At 65.0% G+C, this 25,672-nt stretch carries 20 protein-coding genes; 9 read left to right on the plus strand and 11 right to left on the minus strand.

The window, feature by feature from the left end:
* Positions 1-3: 3 nt before the first annotated feature.
* Both LG306_RS13895 and LG306_RS13900 read right to left on the minus strand, forming a co-directional pair.
* Positions 4-1,614 (minus strand): ABC-F family ATP-binding cassette domain-containing protein, encoded by a 1,611-nt coding sequence (locus LG306_RS13895; RefSeq protein WP_404415626.1) that lies wholly within the window; start codon positions 1,612-1,614, stop codon positions 4-6.
* Entirely contained in the window at positions 1,547-1,780 is a 234-nt protein-coding gene (locus LG306_RS13900; protein ID WP_404415629.1) for a hypothetical protein, read from the minus strand. The genes LG306_RS13895 and LG306_RS13900 overlap by 68 nt, the downstream gene beginning before the upstream one ends.
* 9 nt (positions 1,781-1,789) lie before the next feature.
* Between LG306_RS13900 and LG306_RS13905 the strand changes: the two genes are divergently transcribed.
* The 3 genes from LG306_RS13905 to uvrA all read left to right on the plus strand — a co-directional run bounded on the left by LG306_RS13905 (position 1,790) and on the right by uvrA (position 5,800).
* A complete protein-coding gene (locus LG306_RS13905) occupies positions 1,790-2,224 on the plus strand; it encodes a hypothetical protein (protein WP_404415631.1) in 435 nt (144 codons plus the stop codon).
* Between the two features lie 25 nt (positions 2,225-2,249).
* Complete coding sequence (locus LG306_RS13910; RefSeq protein WP_404415634.1) at positions 2,250-2,744, plus strand: group III truncated hemoglobin; 495 nt, start codon at positions 2,250-2,252, stop codon at positions 2,742-2,744.
* Positions 2,745-2,854: 110 nt separating this feature from the next.
* Positions 2,855-5,800, plus strand: coding sequence for an excinuclease ABC subunit UvrA (gene uvrA, locus LG306_RS13915; RefSeq protein ID WP_404415636.1), 2,946 nt, complete (start codon positions 2,855-2,857; stop codon positions 5,798-5,800).
* 3 nt (positions 5,801-5,803) lie between these two features.
* Here the strand turns inward: uvrA and LG306_RS13920 are convergent, their stop codons facing one another.
* From LG306_RS13920 to flgK, 9 genes are all read right to left on the minus strand, one after another.
* Complete coding sequence (locus LG306_RS13920) at positions 5,804-6,706, minus strand: hypothetical protein (RefSeq protein WP_404415639.1); 903 nt, start codon at positions 6,704-6,706, stop codon at positions 5,804-5,806.
* A 94-nt stretch (positions 6,707-6,800) separates the two neighbouring features.
* Complete coding sequence (locus tag LG306_RS13925; RefSeq protein WP_404415641.1) at positions 6,801-7,451, minus strand: ABC-type transport auxiliary lipoprotein family protein; 651 nt, start codon at positions 7,449-7,451, stop codon at positions 6,801-6,803.
* A complete protein-coding gene (locus LG306_RS13930; protein WP_404415644.1) occupies positions 7,448-8,386 on the minus strand; it encodes an MlaD family protein in 939 nt (312 codons plus the stop codon). The genes LG306_RS13925 and LG306_RS13930 overlap by 4 nt, the downstream gene beginning before the upstream one ends.
* A 12-nt stretch (positions 8,387-8,398) precedes the next feature.
* Positions 8,399-9,175 carry an ABC transporter ATP-binding protein gene (locus LG306_RS13935; RefSeq protein WP_404415647.1) on the minus strand — a complete coding sequence of 259 codons (777 nt, stop codon included), beginning with the start codon at positions 9,173-9,175 and terminating at the stop codon, positions 8,399-8,401.
* Positions 9,172-10,287, minus strand: coding sequence for an MlaE family ABC transporter permease (locus LG306_RS13940; RefSeq protein WP_404415649.1), 1,116 nt, complete (start codon positions 10,285-10,287; stop codon positions 9,172-9,174). The genes LG306_RS13935 and LG306_RS13940 overlap by 4 nt, the downstream gene beginning before the upstream one ends.
* A gap of 228 nt (positions 10,288-10,515) precedes the next feature.
* Complete coding sequence (locus LG306_RS13945) at positions 10,516-11,970, minus strand: UdgX family uracil-DNA binding protein (RefSeq protein WP_404415653.1); 1,455 nt, start codon at positions 11,968-11,970, stop codon at positions 10,516-10,518.
* The gene (locus LG306_RS13950) at positions 11,970-13,208 is read right to left on the minus strand and encodes a putative DNA modification/repair radical SAM protein (RefSeq protein WP_404415656.1); all 1,239 of its coding nucleotides are present in this window, start codon (positions 13,206-13,208) and stop codon (positions 11,970-11,972) included. The genes LG306_RS13945 and LG306_RS13950 overlap by 1 nt, the downstream gene beginning before the upstream one ends.
* A 66-nt stretch (positions 13,209-13,274) precedes the next feature.
* On the minus strand, positions 13,275-14,240 hold the full coding sequence (locus LG306_RS13955) for a flagellin (RefSeq protein ID WP_404415659.1): 966 nt from the start codon (positions 14,238-14,240) through the stop codon (positions 13,275-13,277).
* Positions 14,237-16,336 (minus strand): flagellar hook-associated protein FlgK, encoded by a 2,100-nt coding sequence (flgK, locus tag LG306_RS13960; protein ID WP_404415662.1) that lies wholly within the window; start codon positions 16,334-16,336, stop codon positions 14,237-14,239. Before flgK ends, LG306_RS13955 begins: the two co-directional genes overlap by 4 nt.
* Before the next feature lie 406 nt (positions 16,337-16,742).
* Here flgK and LG306_RS13965 point away from each other — a divergent pair, with 406 nt between their 5' ends.
* The 6 genes from LG306_RS13965 to LG306_RS13990 all read left to right on the plus strand — a co-directional run bounded on the left by LG306_RS13965 (position 16,743) and on the right by LG306_RS13990 (position 25,552).
* A complete protein-coding gene (locus tag LG306_RS13965; RefSeq protein ID WP_404415665.1) occupies positions 16,743-18,761 on the plus strand; it encodes a flagellar hook-length control protein FliK in 2,019 nt (672 codons plus the stop codon).
* Positions 18,762-18,765: 4 nt separating this feature from the next.
* On the plus strand, positions 18,766-19,494 hold the full coding sequence (locus LG306_RS13970; RefSeq protein WP_404415668.1) for a flagellar hook assembly protein FlgD: 729 nt from the start codon (positions 18,766-18,768) through the stop codon (positions 19,492-19,494).
* A gap of 47 nt (positions 19,495-19,541) precedes the next feature.
* Positions 19,542-21,299, plus strand: a complete 1,758-nt coding sequence (gene flgE, locus LG306_RS13975; RefSeq protein ID WP_404415670.1) for a flagellar hook protein FlgE — start codon at positions 19,542-19,544, stop codon at positions 21,297-21,299.
* Between the two features lie 172 nt (positions 21,300-21,471).
* The gene (locus LG306_RS13980; RefSeq protein ID WP_026108337.1) at positions 21,472-21,756 is read left to right on the plus strand and encodes a DUF1153 domain-containing protein; all 285 of its coding nucleotides are present in this window, start codon (positions 21,472-21,474) and stop codon (positions 21,754-21,756) included.
* Positions 21,757-21,856: 100 nt separating this feature from the next.
* A complete protein-coding gene (gene mnmA, locus LG306_RS13985) occupies positions 21,857-23,059 on the plus strand; it encodes a tRNA 2-thiouridine(34) synthase MnmA (protein ID WP_404415674.1) in 1,203 nt (400 codons plus the stop codon).
* Positions 23,060-23,218: 159 nt separating this feature from the next.
* Positions 23,219-25,552: a TonB-dependent receptor gene (locus LG306_RS13990; RefSeq protein WP_404415676.1), complete on the plus strand. Its 2,334-nt coding sequence runs from the start codon at positions 23,219-23,221 to the stop codon at positions 25,550-25,552.
* The last annotated feature ends 120 nt before the right edge of the window (positions 25,553-25,672 follow it).

Genomic DNA, 25,672 nt, shown 5'->3' on the forward strand with positions numbered 1-25,672 from the left:
CCTTCAGAGCTCGATCGTGCGCGTGAGCTTCAGCGCATCCAGAAAATCCACGTCATGGCTCACCACAATCAGGGCGCCGTCATAGGCGTCCAGCGCCGCTTCGACCGCTGCGATGGCGTCCAGGTCGAGATGGTTGGTCGGCTCATCCAACACCAGCAACTGCGGCGGCGTGGCGCCTGTCACGACGCAGGCCAGACCCGCCCTCAGCCGCTCCCCGCCTGACAGCTCGCCGACCCGGCGTTGCGCCGCCGCGTTGCGAAACAGGAACCGCGCCAGCGCTGCCTGGGCTTCATTGACCGACCCTTGCGGGTTCAGCCGCCGCCAGGCCTCCACCAAGGTTTCGTCCGGGCTCAGGATATTGACCTCCTGATCCAGCAGCACCGCACGCACAGGCCGATCGACGACGCCCGTCGTCGGTTGAAGATCGCCAGTGATCAGCCGCAGCAGGGTCGTCTTGCCCGCACCGTTCGGTCCCGTGATCGCGACCCTCTCCGGCCCGACCAACTTAAAATCGACCGGCCCGAGGATCGTCCGTACCCCAGGTGCCGCCCAGCCGGCCTGGTCCAAGGTCAGCACCGTCCGTCCCGTTGGCAGGCCGGTGGTCGGCATCGGGATCGCCAGCGTTCGCGTCCGCTCCACACGCGCCTGGGCTGAGGTCAAGGCGTCCTGCGCGGCCTCGGCCCGTCGTTCGGCGAGCAATCGGCTGCGCCCGCCCGTGTTTTCGGCGCGCTCGGCCCGGGCGCCCAGCAGAATCTTCGGCATATCGCCCTTGGCGGCCTTGCGGCGGCCGGCGGCGTCGCGGCGCGACTGGGCTTCCACGCGCTGCTGAGCCTCGGCGCCGACACGCGTGAGGTCGCGTTGAGCTTCGGCCAGATCACGCGTCGCCGCCTCGCGTTCCAGCGCCTTTCGTTCGACATAGGCATCATAGCCGCCGCCGTAGCTGGCGACGCCCAGGCTCGACACCTCAAGGACTCGGTCCATGCGTCGCAACAGGTTGCGATCATGACTGACCACCACGACCCCGCCGTCCCAACGCGCGATGACATCGGCGACCAGCGCCCGCGCTTGCGCATCCAGATGATTGGTCGGCTCATCCAGCAGGATCAGGTCGGGCCGGGCCAGCCTCAATCCCGCCAGCCGCAACCGCGTCTGCTCGCCCCCACTAAGACTTGAGGTCAGGCGTTGGCGATTGACGTTAGGCAGCCCGACTTCTCGCAAGACCTCGTCCAGACGCGTCTCCAGCGTCCAGTCGGCCTCGGCGAGATCTTCAGCCGTTCCTTGCCCCGCCGAAACCCGCGCCAGAACACTCAGCGCCGCTCCAACGCCCAGGGTTTGAGCAACGTTCTCATCAGGCTTTGGTTCATAGCGCTGATCCAGCACGCCGATCGTTCCGGTTTGCGCAACAGCCCCTTCAGCCGGCGCGGCGTCGCCCGAGATCAGGCGAAGCAGCGTGCTCTTGCCCGCGCCGTTGCGACCGACGACGCCGGTGCGCTCAGGACCGAACGTCAGGCTCAGATTGTCGAAGAGTGTGGCGCCGTCCGGCGTCCTAGCGGCGACCTTGTCGAGTGTCGCGAATGCGGACGGGGACGCGTTTCGGCTTGGGCTGATTGGCATTGAAGATCACGAGCAGCATGGCGGACAGGGCGGAACCGGTGGCCAATGCGATGATCATGATCGTCAAACCTTCTGCAAAACGCGTCAGAACGAGGAGGATGGGTCGTAATCCCGCAATGCGCAAGTCTGGCGTCGAACACGGCCGCGTGAGAAGCTTCGCTTTCATGAGACATCCATGAAGCCCGTCGCCGCATTCGCCATCCTCGCCGCCCTGACATCAGCCGCCTGCGCGACAGCGCCGGATGCGCCTTTGTCAACGCCGAACTATGCCGCCGTCCCGACGCAGGAGCCGACGCGACACGCGCATCTGTATGCGTCATGTCTTCATCAGGCCGCCGCTGCGGGAGCTTATCGGCGCACTGACGATGGGGATGGAACAGAGCTTTTGCTGTTCACCTGCACCGGCGAGCCCGCCACCGCCTTCGCCGCCGCGCTCGCACCTTGGAGCGACAAGATCGGATCAGTGTTCCAGCGTGACGGACGCACCTTCCGCTCGACCGCCAACGTGCAGGCCGATCTGTTCGGCGTCGACTACTGCTCGACCGATGCGACAGGCGGCGACGCGGTTTGCGTCCTGTCGTTCAACGCTGGCGACTTCCTCGACCAATAGGCCTGACACGGCTAGACCAGCCGTCATGCAAACGCGTTTCCGCATCGACGACCCCGCCGGCGCCGCCGCGCGGCGCGAGGCCGCCGTCCAGCGCCTGCGTGACGAGACAGGTATCGACGAGGCCATGATCGACGCCCTGGTCGAAGGCTTCTACGCCCGCGTCCGCGACGACGCACTGATCGGCCCGATCTTCGCGGACCGGATCACCGACTGGGCGCCGCATCTGGCGCAGATGAAGCTGTTCTGGTCGTCGGTCGCCCTGTCCACCGGCGTCTATCAGGGCCGCCCGATGCCGAAACACCTGCCCCTTCCCATCGATGCGCGGCACTTCGATCGCTGGCTGGAGTTGTTCGCCCAAACCGCGCGCACCCTGTGCCCGCCCATCGCCGCCAACCACTTCATTGAACGCGCCCGTCGCATCGCCGAAAGCCTGGAACTGGGCGTCGCGAACGCCAGCGGCGTGCTTCTGGCCAAGGGCGAGCGTTTCGTGCGGCCCACGCAGGTGTGGACGCCGGATTGATGCACCGGGCGCAATGTTCTTACATTGTTCTTGCTTCAATCACGCAATTCGTCCCCATATAGCGATGTCGCGCCGGACCCGCCGGCCCTCCTCCGCGTTCTCCGGACAGCATGACCGAAAAGCACAACTTTATCCGCGTTCGCGGCGCCCGCGAGCATAATCTCAAGGGCGTGGATCTCGACATTCCGCGTGAGCAGCTGGTGGTGATGACCGGCCTGTCGGGGTCGGGTAAATCCTCGCTGGCGTTCGACACCATCTATGCCGAAGGCCAGCGGCGCTATGTCGAGAGCCTGTCGGCCTATGCCCGCCAGTTTCTGGAGCTAATGGGCAAGCCGGACGTGGATCTGATCGAAGGCCTGTCGCCGGCTATCTCGATCGAGCAGAAGACCACGTCCAAGAACCCGCGCTCGACCGTCGGTACGGTGACGGAAATCCACGACTATATGCGCCTGCTGTGGGCGCGGGTCGGCGTGCCCTATTCGCCGGCGACTGGCCTGCCTATCGAGAGCCAGACCGTCAGCCAGATGGTCGACAAGCTGGTCGCCCTGCCCGATGGCGAGCGCATCCTGCTGCTCGCCCCCGTCGTTCGCGGCCGTAAGGGCGAGTACAAGAAGGAAATCGCCGAGTGGCAGCGTCAGGGCTTCCAGCGCCTGAAGATCGACGGCCAGTTCTATCCGATCGACGAAGCGCCCACCCTGGACAAGAAGTTCAAGCACGACATCGATATCGTCGTGGACCGGATCGTCACCAAACCGGATCAGGAACCGCGCTACGCCGACAGCTTGCAGACGGCGCTGGGTCTGGCCGACGGCATCGCAAACGCCGAATGGGCCTCGACGGCCGAAGGCGAGACAGCGCCGCGCTCCATCCTGTTTTCCGAACGGTTCGCCTGCCCGGTGTCGGGTTTCACCATCAGCGAGATCGAGCCGCGCCTGTTCTCATTCAACAACCCCTTCGGCGCCTGCCCGGTCTGCGACGGACTGGGGGTCAAGCTGGCGTTCGACGCCGATCTGGTGATCCCCGACCGCGACAAGACCCTGCACAAGGGCGCCGTGGCGCCGTGGGCGCGTGGGCCCTCGCCGCTCTACACCCAGACCCTGCAGTCGCTGAGCCTCCACTACGGCTTCTCGATGGACAAGCCGTGGCGCGACCTGCCCGCCCAGGCGCACAAGGCCATTCTTCACGGCACGGGGTCCGAAAAGATCAAGTTCGTCTATGACGACAACGCCCGAAAGTACGAGGTCTCCAAGCCGTTCGAGGGCGTGCTGCCGAACCTGGAACGCCGCTGGCGCGAGACTGACAGCGCCTGGGTGCGCGAGGAACTGGCCCGCTATCAGTCCGAGACGCCATGCGACGCGTGCCACGGCAAGCGGCTGAAGCCCGAGGCCCTGGCGGTCAAGGTCGGGGGCGAGGACATCGCCGACATCTCCACCCTTTCGATCTCCAAGGCCTATCTGTGGTTCTCGACGCTGGAAGAGAATCTGACCGAAAAGCAGATGGAGATCGCCCGGCGAATCTTGAAGGAGATTTGCGACCGGCTGCGGTTTTTGAACAACGTCGGCCTGGATTATCTGAACCTGTCGCGATCCTCCGGCACTCTGTCGGGCGGCGAGAGCCAACGCATCCGCCTGGCGTCGCAGATCGGCTCGGGCCTCACCGGCGTCCTCTACGTGCTGGACGAGCCGTCCATCGGCCTGCACCAGCGCGACAACACGCGCTTGCTGGAAAGCCTGAAGGGCCTGCGCGACCTCGGCAACTCGGTCCTCGTGGTCGAGCATGACGAGGAAGCCATCCTAACCGCGGACTACGTCATCGACATGGGCCCGGCCGCCGGTGTTCATGGCGGCCAAGTCTGCGCCGAGGGCACGCCGGCCCAGGTCATGGCCAACCCCAAGTCCCTGACCGGCAAATACCTGACTGGCGAGCGCGAGATCGAAATCCCCGCCGAGGGTCGCCGGCCCATCAACCGCAAGCGAATGCTGAAGATCAGCGGCGCTAGCGGCAACAATCTGAAGAGCGTCACCGGCGAAATCCCGGTCGGCGTCTTCACCTGCATCACCGGCGTCTCGGGCGGCGGCAAGTCCACCTTTACCATCGAGACCCTGTACAAGGCCGCCGCGCGTCGGCTGAATAATGCATCGGAGGCCCCTGCCCCCTTCGATCGGATCGAAGGCCTGGAGCATTTCGACAAGGTCATCGACATCGACCAGTCGCCCATCGGCCGCACCCCGCGCTCGAACCCCGCGACCTACACCGGCGCCTTCGGGCCCATCCGCGACTGGTACGCCGGCCTGCCGGAATCCAAGGCGCGCGGCTATGGCCCCGGCCGGTTCAGCTTCAACGTCAAGGGCGGGCGCTGCGAGGCCTGCCAAGGCGACGGCGTCATCAAGATCGAGATGCACTTCCTGCCCGACGTCTATGTCACCTGCGACGTCTGCAAGGGCAAACGCTACAACCGCGAGACGCTGGAGATCGTGTTCAAGGGCAAGTCCATTTCGGACGTACTGGACATGACGGTGGAAGAGGCCGCCAGCTTCTTCAAGGCCGTGCCCCCGATCCGTGACAAGATGCTGACGCTGGAACGCGTGGGCCTGGGCTACGTGAAGGTCGGCCAGCCGGCGACCACCCTGTCGGGCGGCGAGGCCCAACGGGTCAAACTGTCCAAGGAACTGTCGAAACGCGCAACGGGCCGCACCCTCTACATCCTCGACGAGCCGACGACCGGCCTGCACTTCGAGGATACGCGCAAGCTGCTCGAGGTGCTGCAGGAACTGGTCGAGGCCGGAAACACCATCGTGGTGATCGAGCACAATCTCGATGTCATCAAGGTCGCCGACTATCTGCTCGACTTCGGACCTGAGGGCGGTGACGGCGGCGGCGAGATCGTTGCGGTCGGCACGCCCGAACAGGTCGCGGACAACAAGGCCAGTTGGACCGGCAAATACCTCAAGGAGGTGCTGGATCGGCACGAGGACCGCCGCAAGGCGCGCGTGGCGGCCCTGGGCGGTTCCGTCGATGTTCCGGCTAAAAAGAAAAGGGTGAAGGCGTCGGCCTGATCGTCAGGAGAAGACGTGGGTCGACTGACCGCCTCGAAGCCCATTCCAGGCCGCTGCGAACGGGGCATACAGCACCGCGAGTTGCAGCGCGGCGAGGAAGGCGTTGACGATCGACGACACCAGGATTGCCGGCCAGGCCTGCATCAGGATCTGACCCAGTCCCTCGCCGTCGAAGCGCGCCAGCGTCTGGATGCCGCCGGTGGCGAGATCTGCGGCTGCGCCGATGATCATGCCCAGGATGCTGACGATCAGGGACATGATGATGGCGATCACGGCCATGCCCAGCAGCGACCAGAAATGCCCCTTGGTGGCGGCGAACGATTCCACGATGGTGATCTTGCGGCGATCGATCGTCATCGGCACCGCAAGGCTGAACTTGATCGCCAGCCAGACGATCAAGGCGAAGACGGCGAAGATCAGGAGTACGCCGGCCAAAATCAGCAGCGCCTGACCCGACGCGGCGCCGAAACCGATGGCCGCGCCGACCACCATCATGCCGACACCCGACGCCAGACCGACAGCCAGACTGACGATCAGACTGACCGCCAGAACACGGACCTCATCCATGCCGAGGCGCAGATAGCCCCACGACGACTCGTCCGGCCGCAAGACTGAGCGCGCCACCGCGGCGCTGAGCACCGCGCCAACCAGCAGGCCGATGGGCGCGGCCCAGATCAGGGCTCCGGCATAGGTCTGGCCCAGGGCCTGAAACTCCGCCATCGACGGGTTGGCCGACTGTTCCAGCGCTTCACCCGCCGCCATCAGGCTGGCCCACTTGTCTGCGCCCAGGCCAAACATGGCGACATAGACGGCCAGATAGACCAGGCCCCAGGCAACCGCGACGATCGGATGCCGACGAACGACCCGGAAGCCTTCGAAGGCCGCGTCGGTGGCGGAAAAACTCATGACAACTCCGGGAGCAGATTCGCGGCGCACCCTAGCGCATCCGCAAGCCTACGTCCCGCACCGCCACCGTCCCGGCGTCAGACGTTCGACCGCCTCAGTTCGCGGAGGCGATTGTCCAGTCCGCGATCTGGGTGTTGATGTCGCGGGTCGCCGTGTCGAAGGCTGCAACGATGGCGGACACGCGGTTGTCGCCGGCGGGCTGGGTCACGGTGAACACGCGCTCGACCGAGCGGCCTTCCTCGGGACGTATGGTCCCGCCGCCCGCGCGCCGTTCCGGGGTGGAGCGCAGTTGCGCCCGTGCGGTCACCACGACGTCCGGAACGGCGCCTGGCGCGGCGTAATGCGCCTCGAACGTCGTCACCGTGACTTGCAGGATCAGCGGGGGCGTTCCTGGTTCTCGACGCCCCAGCACCCGGATGCGGTCGGCCCGGTTGGCGAAGGCCGCCTTCAGGCTATCGTCGAACAGGGTCGAGGCCGGCGACACCCAGCGTGCGCCGCCGATATAGGCCGTCTCCAGACCCGTGACGCCCAGGATTTTGTCATCGCCGGTCGCCTCGGGGAATTCGATGCGGCGGATCGAGACCGTAAGAGGCGCAGGCGTGTCGCCCACTGCCGACGGCGCGGCCATCGGCAGACCGAACCGATAGTTCTGGACCGGATCCGGCGACGACAGCAACGCGCATCCGCTCAGCGCGGTCAGGACAGCGGCGGACGCCGCCAGACGAAGGACAGGACGAAGGATCACGGCTGCACCTCCAGCTCTTTGGATTTGGGACGACCGATGAAGTCGCGCGGGCTGGCGCGGACGTCGTCGATCAGGGCTTGCAGAGACCGGGTGGCGTCCTGCAGTTCTTCGATCGTGCCGGTCAGTTGCGGCAGGCTGGTCGTCGCAAAGTCACCCAAAGGACGCTCCAGCCCCGTGATCGAACGGTTGGCCGAGGCGATCGCCGTGCGGGCTTCCGCCGTCGCCGAGTTGATGTTGGCGATGGCCTCGCGACCGTCGGTATTAATGATCTGACGCGTGTCGACGGCAAGGGCCTGATATTCCTTCACCGCGGCGTTGGCGTTGGTCACGGCCTCTTCCAGTTGCTGGAAGATGGCCTTGCGAGCTTCCAGTTCGGTTGTCAGGGCCTCGACGTTCTTCACGCTGGTGGAGAAGCTGCGGATATTGTCGTCGGACATGACGCGGTTGATCCGGTTCAGCGCATCCACGGTCTGGGCCAGCACCGTGCCCGAACCGCTCAAGAGCTCGGCGATCGGCGACGGCTGGCTTTGCAGCACGGGCACGACATTATCCGGATACTGCTCTTTCAGCAGGGCGCTATTGGGCGAGCCGGCGGTGATCTGGATGTAGTTGAGGCCGGTGATACCTTGAGGCTCCAGCTGTGCGCGCGAGGTCACGCGCACCGGCGTCGTGCCGTCCACGCGGACACGGGCGATCACCTGGTCGCCGCGCTTGGTGTCGATGTTCAGGTCGGTCACCTCGCCGACTCGGATGCCGTTGAAATGGACCTCGCCGCCTTCCGACAGGCCGTTCACTGGCCCATAGAAGACGATGTCGTACATGTCGTAGTCGCTGTTGAACTGCAGCCGGGCCAGCCAGATGGTGAACACCGCCAGGGCCGCCAGAAGGGCGACGGTGGCGATGCCGACGGCGGCGTAATGTGCGTCTCTTTCCATGATCCGCTCTCCTCAGGCGGCAGACTTGGTGGCTGCGCGTCCGCGCGGCCCCAGGAAATATTCTTTGATCCACGGATGGTCGGAGCCTTCCAGCTCCTGCACCGTGGCCTTTTCCACGACCCGCTTGTCCGCCAGCACCGCCACCTTGTCACAGATGGCGTAGAGCGTATCGAGGTCGTGGGTGATCATGAAGACGGACAGGCCCAGGTCATCCGCCAGTTGCCGGATCAGATCGTCGAACGCGGCCGCGCCGATGGGATCAAGGCCCGCCGTCGGCTCGTCCAGAAACACCAGCTCGGGATCCAGCGCGAGTGCACGCGCCAGGCCGGCCCGCTTCTTCATGCCGCCCGACAGTTCCGCCGGTTTAAGATGGTGGTGCTCAGGCTTCAGACCGACCATGGCGATTTTCAACTCGGCCAGCTCATAGATGACCGACTTGGGCAGTTTGGTGTGTTCGACCAGGGGCGAAGCCACGTTCTCCAGCACGCTGAGCGATGAGAACAGCGCGCCCTGCTGGAACAGGATGCCGGTGCGCTTCTCGATGTCGGCCGCCTCGGCCTTGGTCAGGTTCGCCCGGTCGTAGCCGAGCACCTTCACCGACCCGCCTTCCGGCTCCTTCAAGCCGATGATGGTGTTCAGCAGCACGGTCTTGCCCGCGCCCGATCCGCCGACCACGCCCAGGACTTCGCCGCGCACCAGGTCGAGGTCTAGATTCTCGTGGATGGTGCGCTCGCCGAACTGGCTCAGCAGGCCGCGCACCTCGATCAGGTTTTCTGGGGCTTTGGTCATATGTTCAGCTCCAGGAAGACCAGGGCGAACACGGCGTCCAGGAAGATGATGGCGAAGATGGCCTGCACCACGGCGGCCGTCACGCGGCGGCCCAGACTTTCGACATCACCGGCGACGGCCATGCCCTGACGGCAACCGATGGCGGCGATCACCAGGGCGAAGACAGGCGCCTTCACCAGGCCGACCATCAGATGCTGGGCCATGGTGCCATCCTCGACCAGACGCTGGAAGAAGAAGGACGGGCCGAGATTCAACGAGCTCCAGCACACGACCAGACCGCCGATAAGACCGCCGATCATGCCCATGAAGGTCAGCAGCGGCAGCATGATCACGAGAGAGGCGACGCGCGGGATCACCAGAGCCTGGAACGGATTGACGCCCATGACCTGCATGGCGTCGACCTCCTGATTCATCCGCATCGACCCGATCTCGGCCGCAAACGCCGAGGCCGAACGTCCCGCCAGAAGGACCGATGCGATGACCACGGCGAACTCGCGGAACATGGCGACGCCGATCAGCTGAACCGCAAACACCTGGGCGCCGAAGTCGGTCAGCAAATCCACGCCGATGAAGGCGATGACGGCACCGATGAAGAAGTTGGTGATCATGACGATCGGAATGGCGTCCAGCCCGGCCCGCTCCGCCTGACTGACCCAGGCCGGCCAGCGGATCCCACCGGGACGTTTGGCGGCTTCGACGACGGCGGCCATCAGCCGGCCGAGGAACGCCAGCGACAACATGGCCTCACCGCCGAAATCGTACACGCCTCGCCCGATCTTGGCGAAGGTGCGAACGAAGGCGCTGGGGCGTTTCGGGGCCGGGGCGCTCTGGCGCTCCAGCAGTTCGATCATATGATAGATGCGACCGGCCTCGGGTCGATCCTTCCACTGACTCTTGGACAGACGACCGCTTGAAGCCTGCACCAGGGCCAGCGCGCCGGCGGTATCGAAGCGACCGAGATCGGAGGTGTCGATGCTGGCGATATCGCGGCCCTCCAGATCGCGGCTCAGCTCCGTCGGCAGACGACCCAGCGCCGTAGTCGTCCAGTCGCCGGTCAGGCGCAGACGGGCCTCGCCATCACGATCGACGATTTCGTATGCGGCCTGGTTCATCGGGCCTCTGATGACCGGTCTGACATCGCGATTTTCCCCTGACCCTCTGAACAGACAGCCGAAATCCCTGCCGCGCTAATGGTCAAGCCGGCATTCGATGTCAACGCGCGATTACATTCGCGCGGATGTTTGTCGATCGACCGTGTCGAGATCGCCTCCCCCGATGAAACGTCCAACGGTCACGCTGGCGCTGATGCCAAACGCGGCCGAACGGGATTCGTTCTTACGTTACCCCATACGACGTTGCACCGCCGCCAGATCCTCAATGAACAACCGTCTCGCCTCGGACTTCGCGGCCTCGTCCGGCAGACGCAGCAGATAGGAAGGGTGGACCGTCAGTACGGCGGTCGATCCATCGCTGAGATCGGCCGGCGCGCCGCGTTCCTGCATCACGGCCGGCTTTCGACCCAGTAAAGCCAGACCCGCTGTCGCCCCCAGGGCCAGCACGACTTGCGGCTTGATCAGCCGGCGTTCTGAGTCCAGCCACCAGCGGCAGGCCTGAACCTCGCCCGCGTTCGGCGTCTTGTGCAGGCGACGCTTGCCGCGCGGCTCGTGTTTGAAGTGTTTGACCGCGTTGGTAACATAGACGTCGGATCGATCAATGCCGGCCTCGGCCAGGGCTGCGTTCAGCACCTGTCCCGCCGGCCCGATAAAGGCGCGGCCCGCCAGATCTTCCTGATCGCCCGGCTGTTCGCCGACGATCATCAGACGCGCCGACTTCGGCCCCTCCCCGCACACGCCCTGCGTCGCGTCGCGGTAAAGCGGGCAACGGCGACAGGCCTGAACGCCGCCTGCGACATCATCGAGATTTTCGGGCACGGCCTCGGCGTCGGGACGCGCCAAATGGAGATCTGGCGCGACGGCGCGTGCGAAACGCGGATTGGGCTGAGGCGACGGCGTAGCGACCATGGTCTCGGTTCGAACCGACGAGGCCGCGACCAGTTCCGGGATCAGGGCGGCTTCCGGCAGGTTCTTCCAGTAAGATTTAGCCATCTCGCCCTGCATCGTCTTCACCTTTAGCCGCGCGGGATTGAAGGTCGAGGCGTAGTAGGTCTTCCAGAAATCCTCGATCTCGTCCTCGGCCGGCGCCATGTCGCGGGTCGCTGGCGGCCCGAACCGCAGGGCTTCTCCATCCCAGACGGCCGAACCATCTGGCGTCAAAATCGACCAGCGCATGGTCGTGAACCGTCGTTGGAAAAAGGGCGCGGTCTTTTCCAAAACCCGGTGCGGCGGCTCGAACCACGCCACCCAGGCCTCGCCCAGATCGTCATGCACCTGGCGAAAGCGAACGAAGGCCTTCATCTTGTGCGAGGCGCGGCTGACGTTCTTGACCCGCTCCAGCGCGTCGGCGACGTCCCGGTCCGAAATGACCTTGATCAGGTCCGGCTCATCCTTCAGTCGCCACAGCAGCCTGTACATCAGATCGAAACGGTCAGCGGATCGGTGCAGGATCAGGTTCTGGGCCAGGTCCACGAACTCTTTCGGCACGTTGAAAGCTTTGCGGTCATCCGGCGTCGGCGACACCTCTTCGGCAATCGGCTGATCGAACAGCCCACCCTGTTCCACCGCCCCCGCCACGACGAACCGCGCCGCCGCGGGCTCCACACCCGCCAATCGAAACGCGCGCGCCGCTTTCCGCCAACCGTCGAAGTCGGTCTCACCGTCCAGCGTCGCCATCGCCATCAGAACAGGCTCAACTGCTCGGGCGTGCGGCTGGTCACGCGCGCCTTGAGGTCCGCTGCATCCGTCAGACCGCCTGGCGTCCAATCCAGCGCCGTAATGAAGGGCCGGATTTTCGACACCGATCGCGTCAGCCGTCCGACATCCTCCAGACGCAGAGTCCGATAGCGTCGCACCGAGACGATCCGGTCCACCGCCTTCACGCCCAGCCCCGGCACACGGAGCAGCATCTCGCGCGGCGCACGGTTCACATCGACGGGAAACTGCTCGCGCTTGTTCAGCGCCCAGGCCAGTTTGGGGTCGACCGCCAGATCGAGCATGCCGTTCGATGCGCCCTCGCCGATCTCCGGTGCGGAGAAGCCATAGAACCGCATCAGCCAATCGGCCTGATACAGCCGATGCTCGCGCATCAGCGGCGGCTTGGACAACGGCAGGATCGAACTGGAATCCGGGATAGGGCTGAACGCCGAATAATAGACGCGGCGCAGGCCGTAACCCCCGTAAAGCGAAGCGCTGCGATCCAGGATTTCCGTATCCGGCGCGCCGTCTGCGCCGATGATCAGCTGCGTGCTCTGGCCGCCCGGCGCGAACTTCGGCGGCTTGATCTTTTCACGTTTGGCTGGCTTGGCCGCCTCGACGCCCAGACGCACCTGGCTCATCGCCTTCTTGATGACCCCGACGTCCTTCTGCGGCGCCAGTCGTGCCAGCGCCTCGTCGCGCGGAAGTTCGATATTGGCTGACAGGCGATCGGCATACAGACCCGCCATCTCCACCAGCTTCGGATCCGCCTCCGGTATCAGCTTCAGATGAATATAGCCCCGGAAGTCATGGACTTCGCGCAGCGTCTTGGCCACCAGGACCAGCTGTTCCATCGTATAGTCGCCGGATCGAATGATGCCCGATGACAGGAACAGACCCTCGATGTAATTGCGCTTGTAGAAGTTGAGCGTCAGGTCGACCACCTCGTCGACAACGAACCGCGCGCGCTCCACATTCGACGACACGCGATTGATGCAATAGGCGCAGTCATAGATGCAGAAGTTGGTCAGCAAGATCTTGAGCAGACTGATGCATCGACCGTCCGGCGTATAGGCGTGACAGATGCCCATGCCTTCGGTCGAGCCGATCCCCTTGCCGCCAACAGAGTTTCGTTTCGACGATCCCGACGACGAACACGAGGCGTCATACTTGGCGGCGTCAGCCAGAACGGAGAGTTTTCGACGCAGATCGAGACGGGCCATCGTTCATGATACGTTCCAGAACGGTGTTTGGTCCAGCGTTGCCGTTTTCTTTTTTGAAACGACGACTTAACGCAGCAAATTGAGCAGCGACGTGCTCTTCAGCGAGTTGATGATCTGGGCAGAAGCCTCGATCGCCACCTGCGCCATCTGCAGATCGGTGATCGCCCGTGCCGGATCATATCCGGACTTGTCTTGCATCATCTTCTGCAGGGCGGTTTTCTGGTTTTCCTGGGCGTCCAGCGCTGTCTCGACGTGGTTTTGGATCAGACCGTTCTTCGCCGTCTGGTTCGTCAGGCCCGCATTCGCCTTGTCCAGTTCGCCCATCTGCGCCTTCAAAAACGCGGTGACGTTGGCGTCGGGCTGTCCCGTCAGCGTGCCCGCGCCCGCTGGCGTATAGGTCACGCCGCCGACGATCACAGCCGTGCCGTTCTGGAAGGCCTGAATGTTGCGAAACACCTCAGTCAGCGGCCCGCCGATCTCGCTGGCCAGAAACCCGGTCTCGACTGTGGTCTTCTCGTCGATGCGCGACTTCTGCTTCAAGGTGTCGTTGGCGAAGGTCGCGGCGGTGGACGGCGCCGCCGTCAAATCGGCCATGGTCGCGGCCGTGGCAGGAGCGATGTCGCTTTGCCCGCCCGCAAACAGGTACGAGCCCTGGTGTTCCGCGTTCAGCCCGCCCTGAACCATCTGATAGTTCAGACCGAGCTCGACCATCAGATTGTCGATCCGCCCAGCCGCCAGGCTATTCGCGATGGCCTCACGAGCGCCTGTCCCGCCTTCGTAGATGCGGCTCATGGCCAAATCCTGGGCGCTCAGCCGCGCCTTCACGGCCTCGCCGGTGGAAATAAATCCTTCCAGTCGCGCCTGTGTCGACGTCAGGCTGGTCAGTTGCTCTGCGCCTCGGCCATAGCCGGACATGTCGGTGGCGATCTTTTCGCTGTCGATCCGCTCCTGCGCCTGCTGCGCGCGGCCTTGCGCGTTCATTAGGCTGAGCAAGGCCGACTGGTAGTTCCCGTGGGTCGCGACGCGCGTCATTGCAGGATTCCGATCAGTACGTCGTACATGTCCTTGCTCGCCTGGATCAGGCGCGCAGAGGCGTTATAGGCTTGCTGGAACGTGGTCATATTGACCAGTTCCTCGTCCATGTTCACGCCTTCGGCCGAAGTGCGGCGGCTGTCAGCCTCCTTGGCCAGGGCGCTTGCGGTTTCACTGCGGGTCTTGGCGGCCGAGGCCTTGCCGCCGATCTCGCCGGCGAAGTCCGCCGCATAGGACGACAGGGTCTTGGTCCCGCCGGCATTTCCGCCGGCTGTCGCGAAGGCGACATTCTTCTTGCCCACATCGCCCAGCGCCAGGCCGCCGCGCCCATCGTTCTTGCTCAGCGCCGGCGTCCCCGCCGCCGCCGACAGGTTCAGTTGCGCCAGGGCCAGCTTGCCGGGATCCTGCTGGATGTCGCTGCGCACCGTATAGGCGCCGGCCCGGGTCGATCCCGTCGCGCCCAGGCCGAACAGTTGCGACATTGAAACGCCGGACGGATCCTGGGTCGTATTGTCCTTCACGACGCTCATCGACGTCGCCGACGCGTCGTAAGCCTTGAATGACAGCTTGCCCGCCGCATCCAGGCTGAAGGCGCCATAGCGGCCGACGCCGGTGATTGGATCGTTCAGCGCACCCAGCATCTCTCCCATCGTGCCCGTCCCGGCGGGCACGGACACGGTGATGTCGCGAAGGCGCGCACCGGACGGACCGGCAAAGCGCAAGGTCAGGCTCTCGCCCGCATCGAACCCGTGCTGGGACGTCAGGGTCAGGCCCGTCTCGTAGAAGGTCGGCGTGGTCGTGGTCACCAGGTCGTTCAGACCGAACCAGTGCGAAAATCCACGACCGCCCTTGGCGCTGGGCGAGGTCGCGTCGTCGGCGATCGCCACACCGTTTCCGCCCGCCCCGTCCAGGCGCAGTTGGCCGTCTGAGAAGCTCGCCGTCGCCGTGCCGCCCAGCTGGGCGTTCAGCACGCTGAGGAAGGTGGTCGGATCGGCGGCGGCGCCGTTGATCGTCATCGTACCGCCGGAAAAGACGATCCGCGCCGACGCCTGCACGACGCCCGACGCATTGACCGCCGAGATGGTGGTCGTGCCGGTGAAGCCGGTCAGGGCGTTCTCCAGCGACTGGCCGGTGTTGCGCCCTGTCAGGGTCGTCGGCGCAGGAACGCTGCTGTTGGCGTTATGGGCGCGGTTCAGTTCGTCCGCGAGTTTGGCCGTCAACTCACCCAGGCGCGCGGCGGCGGCAGGCGCATCGACATCGCGCATCTCGACCAGACCCCGGATCTGACCGGACGACACGCCGTCCAGCAGCGGCCAGCGCGTGCCGCTGGGCTCGGTGATCATGATGTCGGAGAAGGCCGTCATGGCGTCCACGGTGCCGGCCGCGTGGTACGACAGCGTCGCAGCCCCCTCGCCCACAAGAGTGGTCCCGGTATTCGTGCGCAGGGTGACGCCGCCGTTGGAGCGGGCCTCGACCTTCACGTCCATGTATTTGGACAATTCGTTGATCAGGCCGAGCTGAGCGTTCTGGGCGCCTGTCACATCGTCGTTCGTCACCGTCCCGGCGGCGATGGTCTTGTTCAACTTTGCGATCTGTTCCAGCAGCGGATTGACCGTCTCGACCGCGCTCAACAGTCGACCGTCCGCCTCTTGACGCGCCGACTGGATCTGGGACGCGATGCCGGCGGCCTGATTGAAGATCGCTTGGGTCTTGTAGATCGTATCCTGACGCCCGGCCGACGATGTCGGGCTTTCGGCCAGGGTCGCATAGGTGGCGAACAGCTTGTCGACCTGGGCAAAAAAGTTGGTGTCGCTGCTGGGATCGCCGAACTGGTTCTGGATCTGGTCGTACAGTTCATAGCGCACGGTCTGGCGCGCAGAGTCCGACCCGGCGCTGAGGCTGGCCGCCTGCAGGAAACGGTCTGTCGCCAGACGCACCCGCGTGACGTCGACGCCCGAGCCATAGCCGTTGGTGACCGAAGCCGACTGATCGGCGACCTTGCGGATGTATCCGGGCGTATCGACGTTGGCGATATTGTCGGCAGTGACACGCAACTGCGAATGGGCAGTCTTCAGCCCTGAGGTCGCAATGTTCATGATCGAGTTCAGCGACATTGACGCGTCTCCACCGCTCTACCCGGCAACCACTGCATCGCGACGCGCAGTTCTTGCCCAGCCACGCGCCACGCCCGCTCGTACAAAGCGTTGTTTTTCCACAAGATCGTTGACTGAGCGACCATCATGATGGGAAAGACGCGCAAAGGTCGGGCCAATCGGATGCGGGCATCCCGCGTGTCACTGATCGCCACCGCGCGAAGCCGGGCAAAAAATGGCGAGAGCGCGGCAATAACGACCGCCGCCCGTCGGACCCGGAGCCTCCGACGCTCCACTTATCGTTGTTTTTGCTGACTTATCGTCTTGGCCCGGCCTTTGCGTCGAGGGCGACGAACTCTTGGGCGCAGCAGGCGCCGTCGTCGCTCCTTACGAAAGCCGCCGCGCTTCCATGTCCACCGCTTCCGCCCTTCTCGCACCCGCCGCTCCGGTTTCGACCGGAACGTCGGCTGTTGTCTTGGGCGCAGAGGCGACCGATGCGGGCCTGTTCTCCAGCAAGGTCGCCGACGCGCTGAACGCGGGCGTCCACAGCGCGCCGGTCGAGCGGATTGCGCTCGGTCGACTGACCACCTCACGGTCCCTCGGCGTCGTCATGGCTCAAGCCGTGATGACCGTGGAGGGCGGCATCACCTCGAGCCAGGCGAACGACATCGTCACGCCGACATCCGACGTGATCGCTGACGGCGAAGCCATTCAGCCGGAAGGGCAACCGTCAGTTTCCGAGAAGCGCGCCATCTCACCGGAAGACGCCGCGAGCGGTGAGGCCGTCGCAAACCAAGGCGCCGCATCACCGACCGTCGCGCCGCAACCGACGCCGGTTGTTTCTCCAACTCAGGCGCTCGCCGTCGCTCCGCCGACTTCCCAAACCGGCGACACGCCGACGGCGAGCGTCGATCCAAAGGTTCCGCAACACACGCCTAAAGTCTCGCTCCTTGCGCTTGAGGCTCAAGCTTCAGCGCCAATCGCCGCTGCACCGGTCCGCGCAGAAACCGAAACGTCGGCGACTCGAGCCGCATCGCCTTCTGACCAGAACATCGCAGCGCCGAGGATTGCGCCCCACGCGGTCGCCCAAGCGCTCGTTTCCGAGCTCAACGATATCCCGGCCGCCGACAGCACCATGCCTGCGGTCAGCGCGGCTGGGGAAGCGGTCAAGATCGAACCCGATCTCGCCCAGGCTGAGCCGTCTCAGTCCGCAACGGCGACCGCTGCCGCAAAGCCCGCCGTTCCGGCGACGCTTGCCAGTCGCCCCATGATCAATGTCGCAGCCCGTCCGGCCGATGTCGCGACATCGACACCCATCGCGCCCGATAGCGCAAAAACCGCCGCCGCGACGCCCGCCGCCGCCGTCGCTGAAAAGCCGGCCTCTCCCTCGCCCATCGCTCAGGCCTTGACGGCCGCTCAAATACCGATGGCGCAGGTCCAGGTTTCCGTCGCTGCCGCCACGCCAAAGGCCTCGATCCTCGTCGCGGCCGATGTCGTCGCAGCGGTGGCCGAGGCAGAAGGTTTCGCACCCAAAGACGCAGCCTCAGCGCTCGATCTATCGCCACAAGCGATCACAATCGATGCGGCGACGCCTTCGTCTCAAGCCACGGCGTCGTCAGTCGACCGGAACCAAAAGACGCCCACCCCGACCGCCGAAACTGTTGCAGCGGCGCCGCCGCGTGAAACGGCCGAGGCTGAAAAGCCTCTGGCCGCCGAGATCGACGGCGCCGCAATAGCGACGGCTGAATCCTCCAACAAGGAGGCCGCAACGTCAGTCGATCCCGACACGGACATCGCCGCAAGGCCGGTCGCGGCCAAGATCGCATTGGGCGTGGCCACGGCGCCCCAAACCGGCAAGACGAGCGAAGACGCGCCCCTGACATCGACCCTGACGGACGCGCCGACCGCGACTGCCGCGCCTGTCGACGCTCAGGCCCGCCATCAGGTCGCCGTTCCCGGTCATGACCTGGGTCTTTCCACCCTGTCTCGCGCGACCGTCGAAACCACCGCCCAGCTCGCCTCGCAGATCGCGCGAAGACTGGATAGCCGTTCGACCCGGTTCGACATGGTGCTGACGCCTGAAGACCTGGGCCGCGTCGATGTCAGTCTGGAGATCGGCAAGGACGGCCAGCTGTCCGCTCGCCTGGCGTTCGACAACCCCGCAGCCGCCGCCGATCTGAAAGGTCGCGCCGACGAACTGCGCCGCCAGCTTCAGGACGCCGGCTTCCAGGTCGCGGGCGACGCGCTGGACTTCTCGCAGCGTGATCCGTCCGCAGGCGGCGGCGCTTTCGAGCGCCAGCAGCAACGCAACGCCCTGTTCGCCGGCGGCTCTCGCCTGGCGGCCCAGGCCGACACCCCCATCGTCCCGGCGCCCGGCGCCTGGATCAATCATTCCCTGACGCCTGACCGCGTCGATCTGAAGGTCTGACCCCATGGTCGACGCCGTCTCCACAAGCGCAGCAGCCGGTCGCATCACCAGCGGCACCACGGCCCTGGCCTCGAATTTCGAGACCTTCCTGACCCTGCTGACCACGCAAATGAAGAATCAGGACCCGCTGTCGCCGCTAGATTCCAACGAGTTTACGGCTCAGCTGACCCAGATGGCCGGCGTCGAGCAGCAGTTGTTGACCAACGACCTGCTGACCAGCCTGCTCGCGGCGCAAGCCGGCGGCGGACTGGACAATGCGGCCAACTATATCGGCAAGCAGGTCACCGCAGCCTGGACCGCGACCGAGTTCAACGACGGCAAGGCCACCTGGGCCTACGAGCTGGGCGCCGACGCCGACAAGGCCGCCTTGCAGGTCGTCGACAGCAAGGGCGTCGTCGTCTGGGAAGGCGCCGCGCCCGACAAAAAATCCGGCCTGCACACCTTCAACTGGGACGGCAAGCTGAAGGACGGTGGCACGGCCGAAGACGGCGGCGTCTACACGCTGAAGGTCGCCGCCACCGACGCCACCGGCGCCAAGGTCGATGCGCAGGCTCTGATCCAGGGCCGCGTCACCGGCGTCGAGATGTACAGCGGCGCGCCGTACCTGGTGATCGGCGATTCCATCCTTCCGCTTTCGACCGTGATTTCGCTGAACGAGATCAGGTCCCAGGCGGCGAACGATACCGACGATACGGAGAATCCGAACGTCCCGACCGAGGAGGCGGCCGCATGATGCGATCCGCCGCCTTCCGATGACCTTCATTTAAGGAGCGTTCACCCATGAGCCTCAACAGCGCAATGCAAGCCGGCGTTTCCGGCCTGGCCGCCAACTCCGCCGCCCTGGCGGCGATCTCGCAGAACATCGCCAACGTCAACACCATTGGCTACAAGCGCACCGCCAGCGAGTTCCAGACCCTGGTCAACAGCCAGTCGGCCGTGGGCGGAAGCTATTCGGCCGGCGGCGTCACGACCAACAGCCGCGCCTTCATCAGTCAGGAAGGCCAGCTTCAGCGGACGACGTCCAGCACCGACCTCGCCGTCAGCGGACAGGGCTTCTTCGTCACGACGACCCAGGCCGAGAATGTCGGCGCCACCGACACCCGCCTGTTCACCCGTGCCGGCGCCTTCACCGTCGACAAGCAAGGCTATCTGAAGAATAGCGCGGGGCTGTATCTGCAAGGCTGGCCGGTGGACTCCAACGGCGAGATTTCGACCGATCCGTCCGACCTGACGCGTCTGCGCTCGATCAACATCGGCTCGGTCGGCGGCACCGCCGAACCCACGACCCGTGTGCAGATTAACGCCAATCTGCGTTCAAGCCAGGAGGCGTCTTCCGCCGCCAGCGCGCAAGCCTACAAGGGCGTCTCCGACACGGCGACGCCGGCGGTCACCCACGACATCTCCGTGCGCTACACCCGCACCGGCGCCAACAGCCATGATTTGGTGATCAAGTCCGGTTCGCAGAAGGTCGACGCCTCGGCGACCTTCGACCCGACCACCGGCGCTATCACCGGACTGACCATCAACGGCGCAAACGCCGGTTCGGCGACCGCGATCGGCACGCCGCCGACCCAGATCCAGTTCACCCCCGCCAGCGGCCCGGCTTATACGGTCAATCTGGCCGATATCGGACTGGGCAATGAGAACGTCGCCAAGACGAAGTATGACCCCTCGGTCAACTCCATGGCCATGTACAACGCTGACGACGACAACCCCGTCGGCGTGAAGCCCGACTTCAAGATGAACATCCCGGTCTCGGACTCCAAGGGCGGGCAGCGCAATCTGGAGCTTCGTTTCCTGAAGAGCGACGAACCGAACATCTGGTACGCGGAAATCGTTTCCGTGCCGGCCGGCGACGTGGTGACGGGCGCCCCCTACACCAACGGTCAGATCAAGACCGGCAAGATCGCCTTCACGCCCTCGGGTCGCCTTGACGTCGATACGATGAAGGCGTGGCCTTCGGGAACGGGCCTGTTCGACGATCCGAGCATGGCCACGCTCGAGTTCGGCAAATCGGATCCCAACAACCTCACCATGCCGGCCGGCCAGGTCGCCTGGGCCGACGGCCTGGGGATCGCGGCTCAAGCCGTGACGCTGGACCTCAACACCTCGGCCGGCGGCCTCAGCCAGCTGAACACGGCCTCGGTCGTCCAATCGACGGTCACCAACGGCACGGCGTTCGGCAATCTGAGCGAGATCAAGATCGACGAGGGCGGCTTCGTCACCGCCATCTTCGACAACGGCGTCATGCGTCGGATCGCCCAGGTCGCGGTCGCCACCTTCCCCAGCCCCGACAGCCTGCGCGAAGTCTCCGGCAACGCCTACGCCGTCAGTCTTCAGTCCGGCACCTTTAACCTTAAGGCAGCGGGAACGGGCGGAGCCGGCGAGATCGCGGCCAAGCAGCTGGAGTCCTCGACCGTCGACCTATCGGCCGAGTTTACGGGTCTCATCACCACCCAGCGCGCCTATTCCGCCTCGTCCAAGATCATCACCACGGCCGATGAAATGTTGGCCGAGCTGATCAACATCAAACGCTGATTGGCCAGTAAGTAAGCGTTAGTCTCGATGAATCGTCGCGCAAGCAAGGTTTACAGAGTCGTTCGGGAGGGAGCGGATTTTATCCGTTCCTTCACCACGACGCTTAAACGGACCTTAGTCGGGGACGCCTACCTTCATGACACTACGGTGTTGGTGAAAGAGGCATAAGCCCATGTTGCAAGAGCGACGCCTTAATAGCAAAGGCGAACAATACGTGGTCGGACCGACTGGCACGCCCCTGACCCTCAACGACCTGCCGCCGTCCAACACGGACCGGTGGGTGATCCGGCGCAAGGCCGAGGTCGTCGCCGCCGTTCGCGGCGGCCTGCTCAGCCTCGACGACGCCCTGGCGAAATATCGCCTGACGGCCGAAGAGTTCCTAGCCTGGCAAAAGGCCATCGACAAATGGGGCATGCAAGGTCTGCGCACGACGCGGATCCAGAGCTACCGCTCCTGAGGGTTTCCCCGAAGACGTTAAGGGCCGCATCCGGCGACGGGTGCGGCCCTTTTCTTTTGCGGGCCTCGAAATCGCACTGGTTCCGCACTAAATGGCCGCGATGAGCTTGGTCGAAGATTTCTGCCCCGTTCCCGACATCGCCCGCACCGACATGGATGCGGCGGTCGAGAGCGCGCGAGCGGCGGTCGGCCTGCCGGTCGGCGCGCGCGTGGTAGCCGCCATGTCGGGCGGCGTGGATTCCACCGTCGTTGCGGCCCTTCTGCACAAGGCCGGCTATGACGTTGTCGGCGTGACGCTGCAGCTCTACGACCACGGCGCGGCTTTGAAGAAGAAGGGCGCCTGCTGCGCGGGCCAGGATATTCACGACGCGCGTCTAGCCGCCGACATGATCGGCATTCCGCACTACGTCCTGGACTATGAGAGCCGGTTCAAGGACGCAGTGATCGACCAGTTCGCCGACAGCTATCTCAAGGGCCAGACGCCGGTCCCCTGCATCCGCTGCAATCAGACCGTCAAGTTCCGTGACTTGCTGGACGTGGCGCGCGACCTTGGCGCCGAGGCGATGGCGACGGGTCACTACGTCCGCCGCGCGGTCGCCGGCAACCGCTCGCAGATGCGCAAGGCCATCGACCATTCGCGCGACCAGTCCTACTTCCTGTTCGCCACGACCCAGGACCAGCTGGACTACCTGCGCTTCCCCCTGGCCGATCTGGAAAAGCCCCAGGTGCGCGGCGTCGCCGCCGAACTGGGTCTGAAGATCGCCGCCAAGCCGGACAGCCAGGACATCTGCTTCGTGCCTTCCGGGGACTATCGCACCCTGATCGACCGCCTGCGTCCGCAAGGGCGTGAGGCTGGCGAGATCGTGCATATGGACGGCCGTGTGCTGGGCCGGCACGCGGGCATCACGGACTACACGATCGGCCAGCGCCGTGGCCTCAACGTCGCCGTGGGTGAGCCCCTGTTCGTGACCCGGCTGGAGCCTGAGACCCGTCGCGTCATCGTCGGCCCGCGCGAAGCCCTGCTGACCGCCTCTCTGACTTTGGAAGAAACCAACTGGCTGGGCGACGAGGCCACCATCGTCGAGGCCGCCGACGCCAACATCCAGGTCCTGGCGCGTGTCCGCTCGACCCGCCAGCCCTCGCCAGCCCGCCTCGCCCTGATCGACGGCGATATCCGCGTCGTCTTCAACGAGGGCGAAGAGGGCGTCGCGCCAGGCCAGGCCTGCGCCCTGTACGATCCGACGGACACCGAACGCGTCCTAGGCGGCGGCTTCATCCGCGACACGACGGCGGTCGTCGTCTAACAACGGCCCAAGTGTGGAGACGATGTGGAGGTGCGGTGGACCCTGGTTGCAGGTTTCTCTCAACCTCGGACATCAAAGATGCACCGGGCTGTTGCACGGCTGTAAACTGCGCATCGCAATGACGGCGTAATCCCCGCCCCGACTAAGCAGGGGATAAAAATGCATCGTCAGACCAAACTGCGCCTTCAGCTACTGCTGGGGACCGCCCTTCTCGCCGCGCCCGTTTCCGCCTTCGCCCAAACCGCTCCGGTCCAGACCGCGCCGACAGCCGCCAGCGCCGAGCCGGCCGGTCTTGACGACATCGTCGTGACTGCGACGAAGCGTGAAACCAACCTCCAGGACACGCCGATCTCGATCTCGGTCGTCAACGCCGAAGCCCTGGCCGATCGCCATGTGCAGAGCCTGATGGATCTGGCCGACGGCAGCGTCCCCAGCCTGCGCATCGCGACCTTCGAGGCCCGTCAGTCCGCCCTGACCATCGGCATCCGCGGCATCGTGCCGAACGACGCCAACCAGCCGGCGCGTGAACAGGGCGTCGGCGTCTATGTCGACGGCGTCTATCTGGCCCGCCAACACGGCCTGGCCGCCGCCCTGCTCGACATTGAGCGTGTCGAAGTCCTGAAGGGTCCGCAAGGCACCCTGTTCGGCCGCAACACCGAAGGCGGCGCCCTGTCGCTGGTGACCAAGAAGCCCACGGGCGTGTTCGGCATGCGCGCCATCGCCGGCGTCGGCAATCTGGAGTCCTACAACTCCGAGCTGCACGTCGACTTCCCCGCTCTCGGCGACTTCGCCTTCAAGGTCGACGGCATCATTTCGGTCCAGGGTCCGGTGACCGAGAACATCCTGCCGGGACAGACAGGCTTTGGCGAATATGACCGTCGCGGCCTTCGCTTCCAGACGCGCTGGACGCCGGCCGAAAACTTCACCGCCACCCTGGCGGCGGACATCAGCAAGGACAAGAACACTCCGTTCTACAGCCAGCTGCTGAACTTCAACCCGAACGGCCTGACCGTCGTGCCGTTCACCTCGGCTACGGTTCCCTCGGGCAGCATCCGCGCCCTGTCGCCTTTGGTTCAGGTCGAAGGCTCCAACCGCATGACGCAGGCCGACATCGGCGTGCCTCAGCAGTTCAGCGTCGACGACACGCGCGGCATGGATCTGCACCTGGCGTATCGCCCGACCGACTCGCTGGAAATCCGCTCGATCACGGCCTACCGCGATCTGGACGTCGAACAGTACGACAACATCGCCGGCGCGCACCGTCCGCCGGTCGTCGGCCCGAACGGCCGCTTCAGCCGCTATTCGCTGGCCGGCTTCTGGCAGCATCAGTTCAGCCAGGAACTGCAGGCCGTCGGTTCGCTGGGCGACAGCATCGACTACGTCGGCGGCGTCTTCTACTTCAAGGAAACGGTGTCCGACGACGCCGCCACGCCCTCGACGAACCAGTGGAACGCCGACGGCACGGGCTACACCATCCTGGACCCCACCCCGACGATCCGCGGCTTCCGCTCGCTGGACCGCAAGTCCACCGCCCATTCGGAATCCAAGGCCATCTACGGACAGGCCACCTGGACCCCGGCCAGCATGGACGCCCTGCACCTGACGGTCGGCGGCCGCTACACCTGGGACGACAAGGACGGAAAGCTGGAGGTCGTCAACAACGCCGCGACCAACCTGACCTTCAACTCCAAGGTCGATCGCTTCGACCCGCTGGTCACTCTGGCCTATGACGTCAGCAACAACATCAACGTCTACGGCAAGTACTCGACCGGCTACCGCGCCGGCGGTGCCTCCTCGCGATCGCTGACCTACCGCTCGTTCGATCCCGAAGAGGTCAAGGCCTACGAAATCGGTCTGAAGAGCGATCTGTTCGACCGTCGCGTCCGCCTGAACGCCGCCGTCTACGCCATGGACCGCACCGACAGCCAGATCGACTTCAGCCTGGTCACCGTCCAGGGCGCCTCGACCCGCAACACGCTGGAAACGATCAACGCTCCGGGCACCACGAAAATCCGCGGCGTCGAGCTGGAAGGGCAGTTTCGGGCGACCGACAACCTGACCCTGTCGGCCTCCTACGCCTATACGGACGCCAAGGTGCCGGACACCGTCAACCCGTTCAACGGCCAGGTTCAGCAGGTCTTCATCGCCTACACGCCTGAGAACGCCGGCAGCGTCGCCGCCGACTGGAACTCGCCCTTCATGGGCGCGACCCTGAAGGCGCACATCGACGCCAACTACGCCGATGCGGCCCACAGCTTCGAGCAGTTCGCCATCAAGGCCGACTCGTCCTTCGTCGTGAACGCCCGCGTCGCCATCGCCGACATCACGACCCGCGACGGCGGTCCGCTGCTGGAAGTGGCCCTGTGGTCGCGCAACCTGCTGGACGAGACCTACGTCTACCGCCGCGATCCGTCGAACCGGAACACCCTGGGCGACTACGGCAACTTCAACAATCCGCGCACCTTCGGCATCGAACTGCGCGCCTCCTACTAAGCGTTCCTTCCGAACGACCGACTGGCCCCCTTCCGCCTTGGCGGGAGGGGGTTTTTCTTCGTCTGCGTGAAGGCTTTGCGACGGCGATATGAAACTTCACCGCAGCCGTCCGGTTTTGCT

This window comes from Brevundimonas vesicularis (assembly GCF_044807075.1).
Classification (GTDB): Bacteria; Pseudomonadota; Alphaproteobacteria; order Caulobacterales; family Caulobacteraceae; genus Brevundimonas; species Brevundimonas vesicularis_G.

Coding starts and splice junctions, on each gene's coding strand:
- LG306_RS13895 (WP_404415626.1), bottom strand. CDS start 1,614: ATGCCAATCAGCCCAAGCCGAAACGCGTCCCCGTCCGCATTCGCGACA.
- LG306_RS13900 (WP_404415629.1), bottom strand. CDS start 1,780: ATGAAAGCGAAGCTTCTCACGCGGCCGTGTTCGACGCCAGACTTGCGC.
- LG306_RS13905 (WP_404415631.1), top strand. CDS start 1,790: ATGAAGCCCGTCGCCGCATTCGCCATCCTCGCCGCCCTGACATCAGCC.
- LG306_RS13910 (WP_404415634.1), top strand. CDS start 2,250: ATGCAAACGCGTTTCCGCATCGACGACCCCGCCGGCGCCGCCGCGCGG.
- uvrA (WP_404415636.1), top strand. CDS start 2,855: ATGACCGAAAAGCACAACTTTATCCGCGTTCGCGGCGCCCGCGAGCAT.
- LG306_RS13920 (WP_404415639.1), bottom strand. CDS start 6,706: ATGAGTTTTTCCGCCACCGACGCGGCCTTCGAAGGCTTCCGGGTCGTT.
- LG306_RS13930 (WP_404415644.1), bottom strand. CDS start 8,386: ATGGAAAGAGACGCACATTACGCCGCCGTCGGCATCGCCACCGTCGCC.
- LG306_RS13935 (WP_404415647.1), bottom strand. CDS start 9,175: ATGACCAAAGCCCCAGAAAACCTGATCGAGGTGCGCGGCCTGCTGAGC.
- LG306_RS13940 (WP_404415649.1), bottom strand. CDS start 10,287: ATGAACCAGGCCGCATACGAAATCGTCGATCGTGATGGCGAGGCCCGT.
- LG306_RS13945 (WP_404415653.1), bottom strand. CDS start 11,970: ATGGCGATGGCGACGCTGGACGGTGAGACCGACTTCGACGGTTGGCGG.
- LG306_RS13950 (WP_404415656.1), bottom strand. CDS start 13,208: ATGGCCCGTCTCGATCTGCGTCGAAAACTCTCCGTTCTGGCTGACGCC.
- LG306_RS13955 (WP_404415659.1), bottom strand. CDS start 14,240: ATGACGCGCGTCGCGACCCACGGGAACTACCAGTCGGCCTTGCTCAGC.
- flgK (WP_404415662.1), bottom strand. CDS start 16,336: ATGAACATTGCGACCTCAGGGCTGAAGACTGCCCATTCGCAGTTGCGT.
- LG306_RS13965 (WP_404415665.1), top strand. CDS start 16,743: ATGTCCACCGCTTCCGCCCTTCTCGCACCCGCCGCTCCGGTTTCGACC.
- LG306_RS13970 (WP_404415668.1), top strand. CDS start 18,766: ATGGTCGACGCCGTCTCCACAAGCGCAGCAGCCGGTCGCATCACCAGC.
- flgE (WP_404415670.1), top strand. CDS start 19,542: ATGAGCCTCAACAGCGCAATGCAAGCCGGCGTTTCCGGCCTGGCCGCC.
- LG306_RS13980 (WP_026108337.1), top strand. CDS start 21,472: ATGTTGCAAGAGCGACGCCTTAATAGCAAAGGCGAACAATACGTGGTC.
- mnmA (WP_404415674.1), top strand. CDS start 21,857: ATGAGCTTGGTCGAAGATTTCTGCCCCGTTCCCGACATCGCCCGCACC.
- LG306_RS13990 (WP_404415676.1), top strand. CDS start 23,219: ATGCATCGTCAGACCAAACTGCGCCTTCAGCTACTGCTGGGGACCGCC.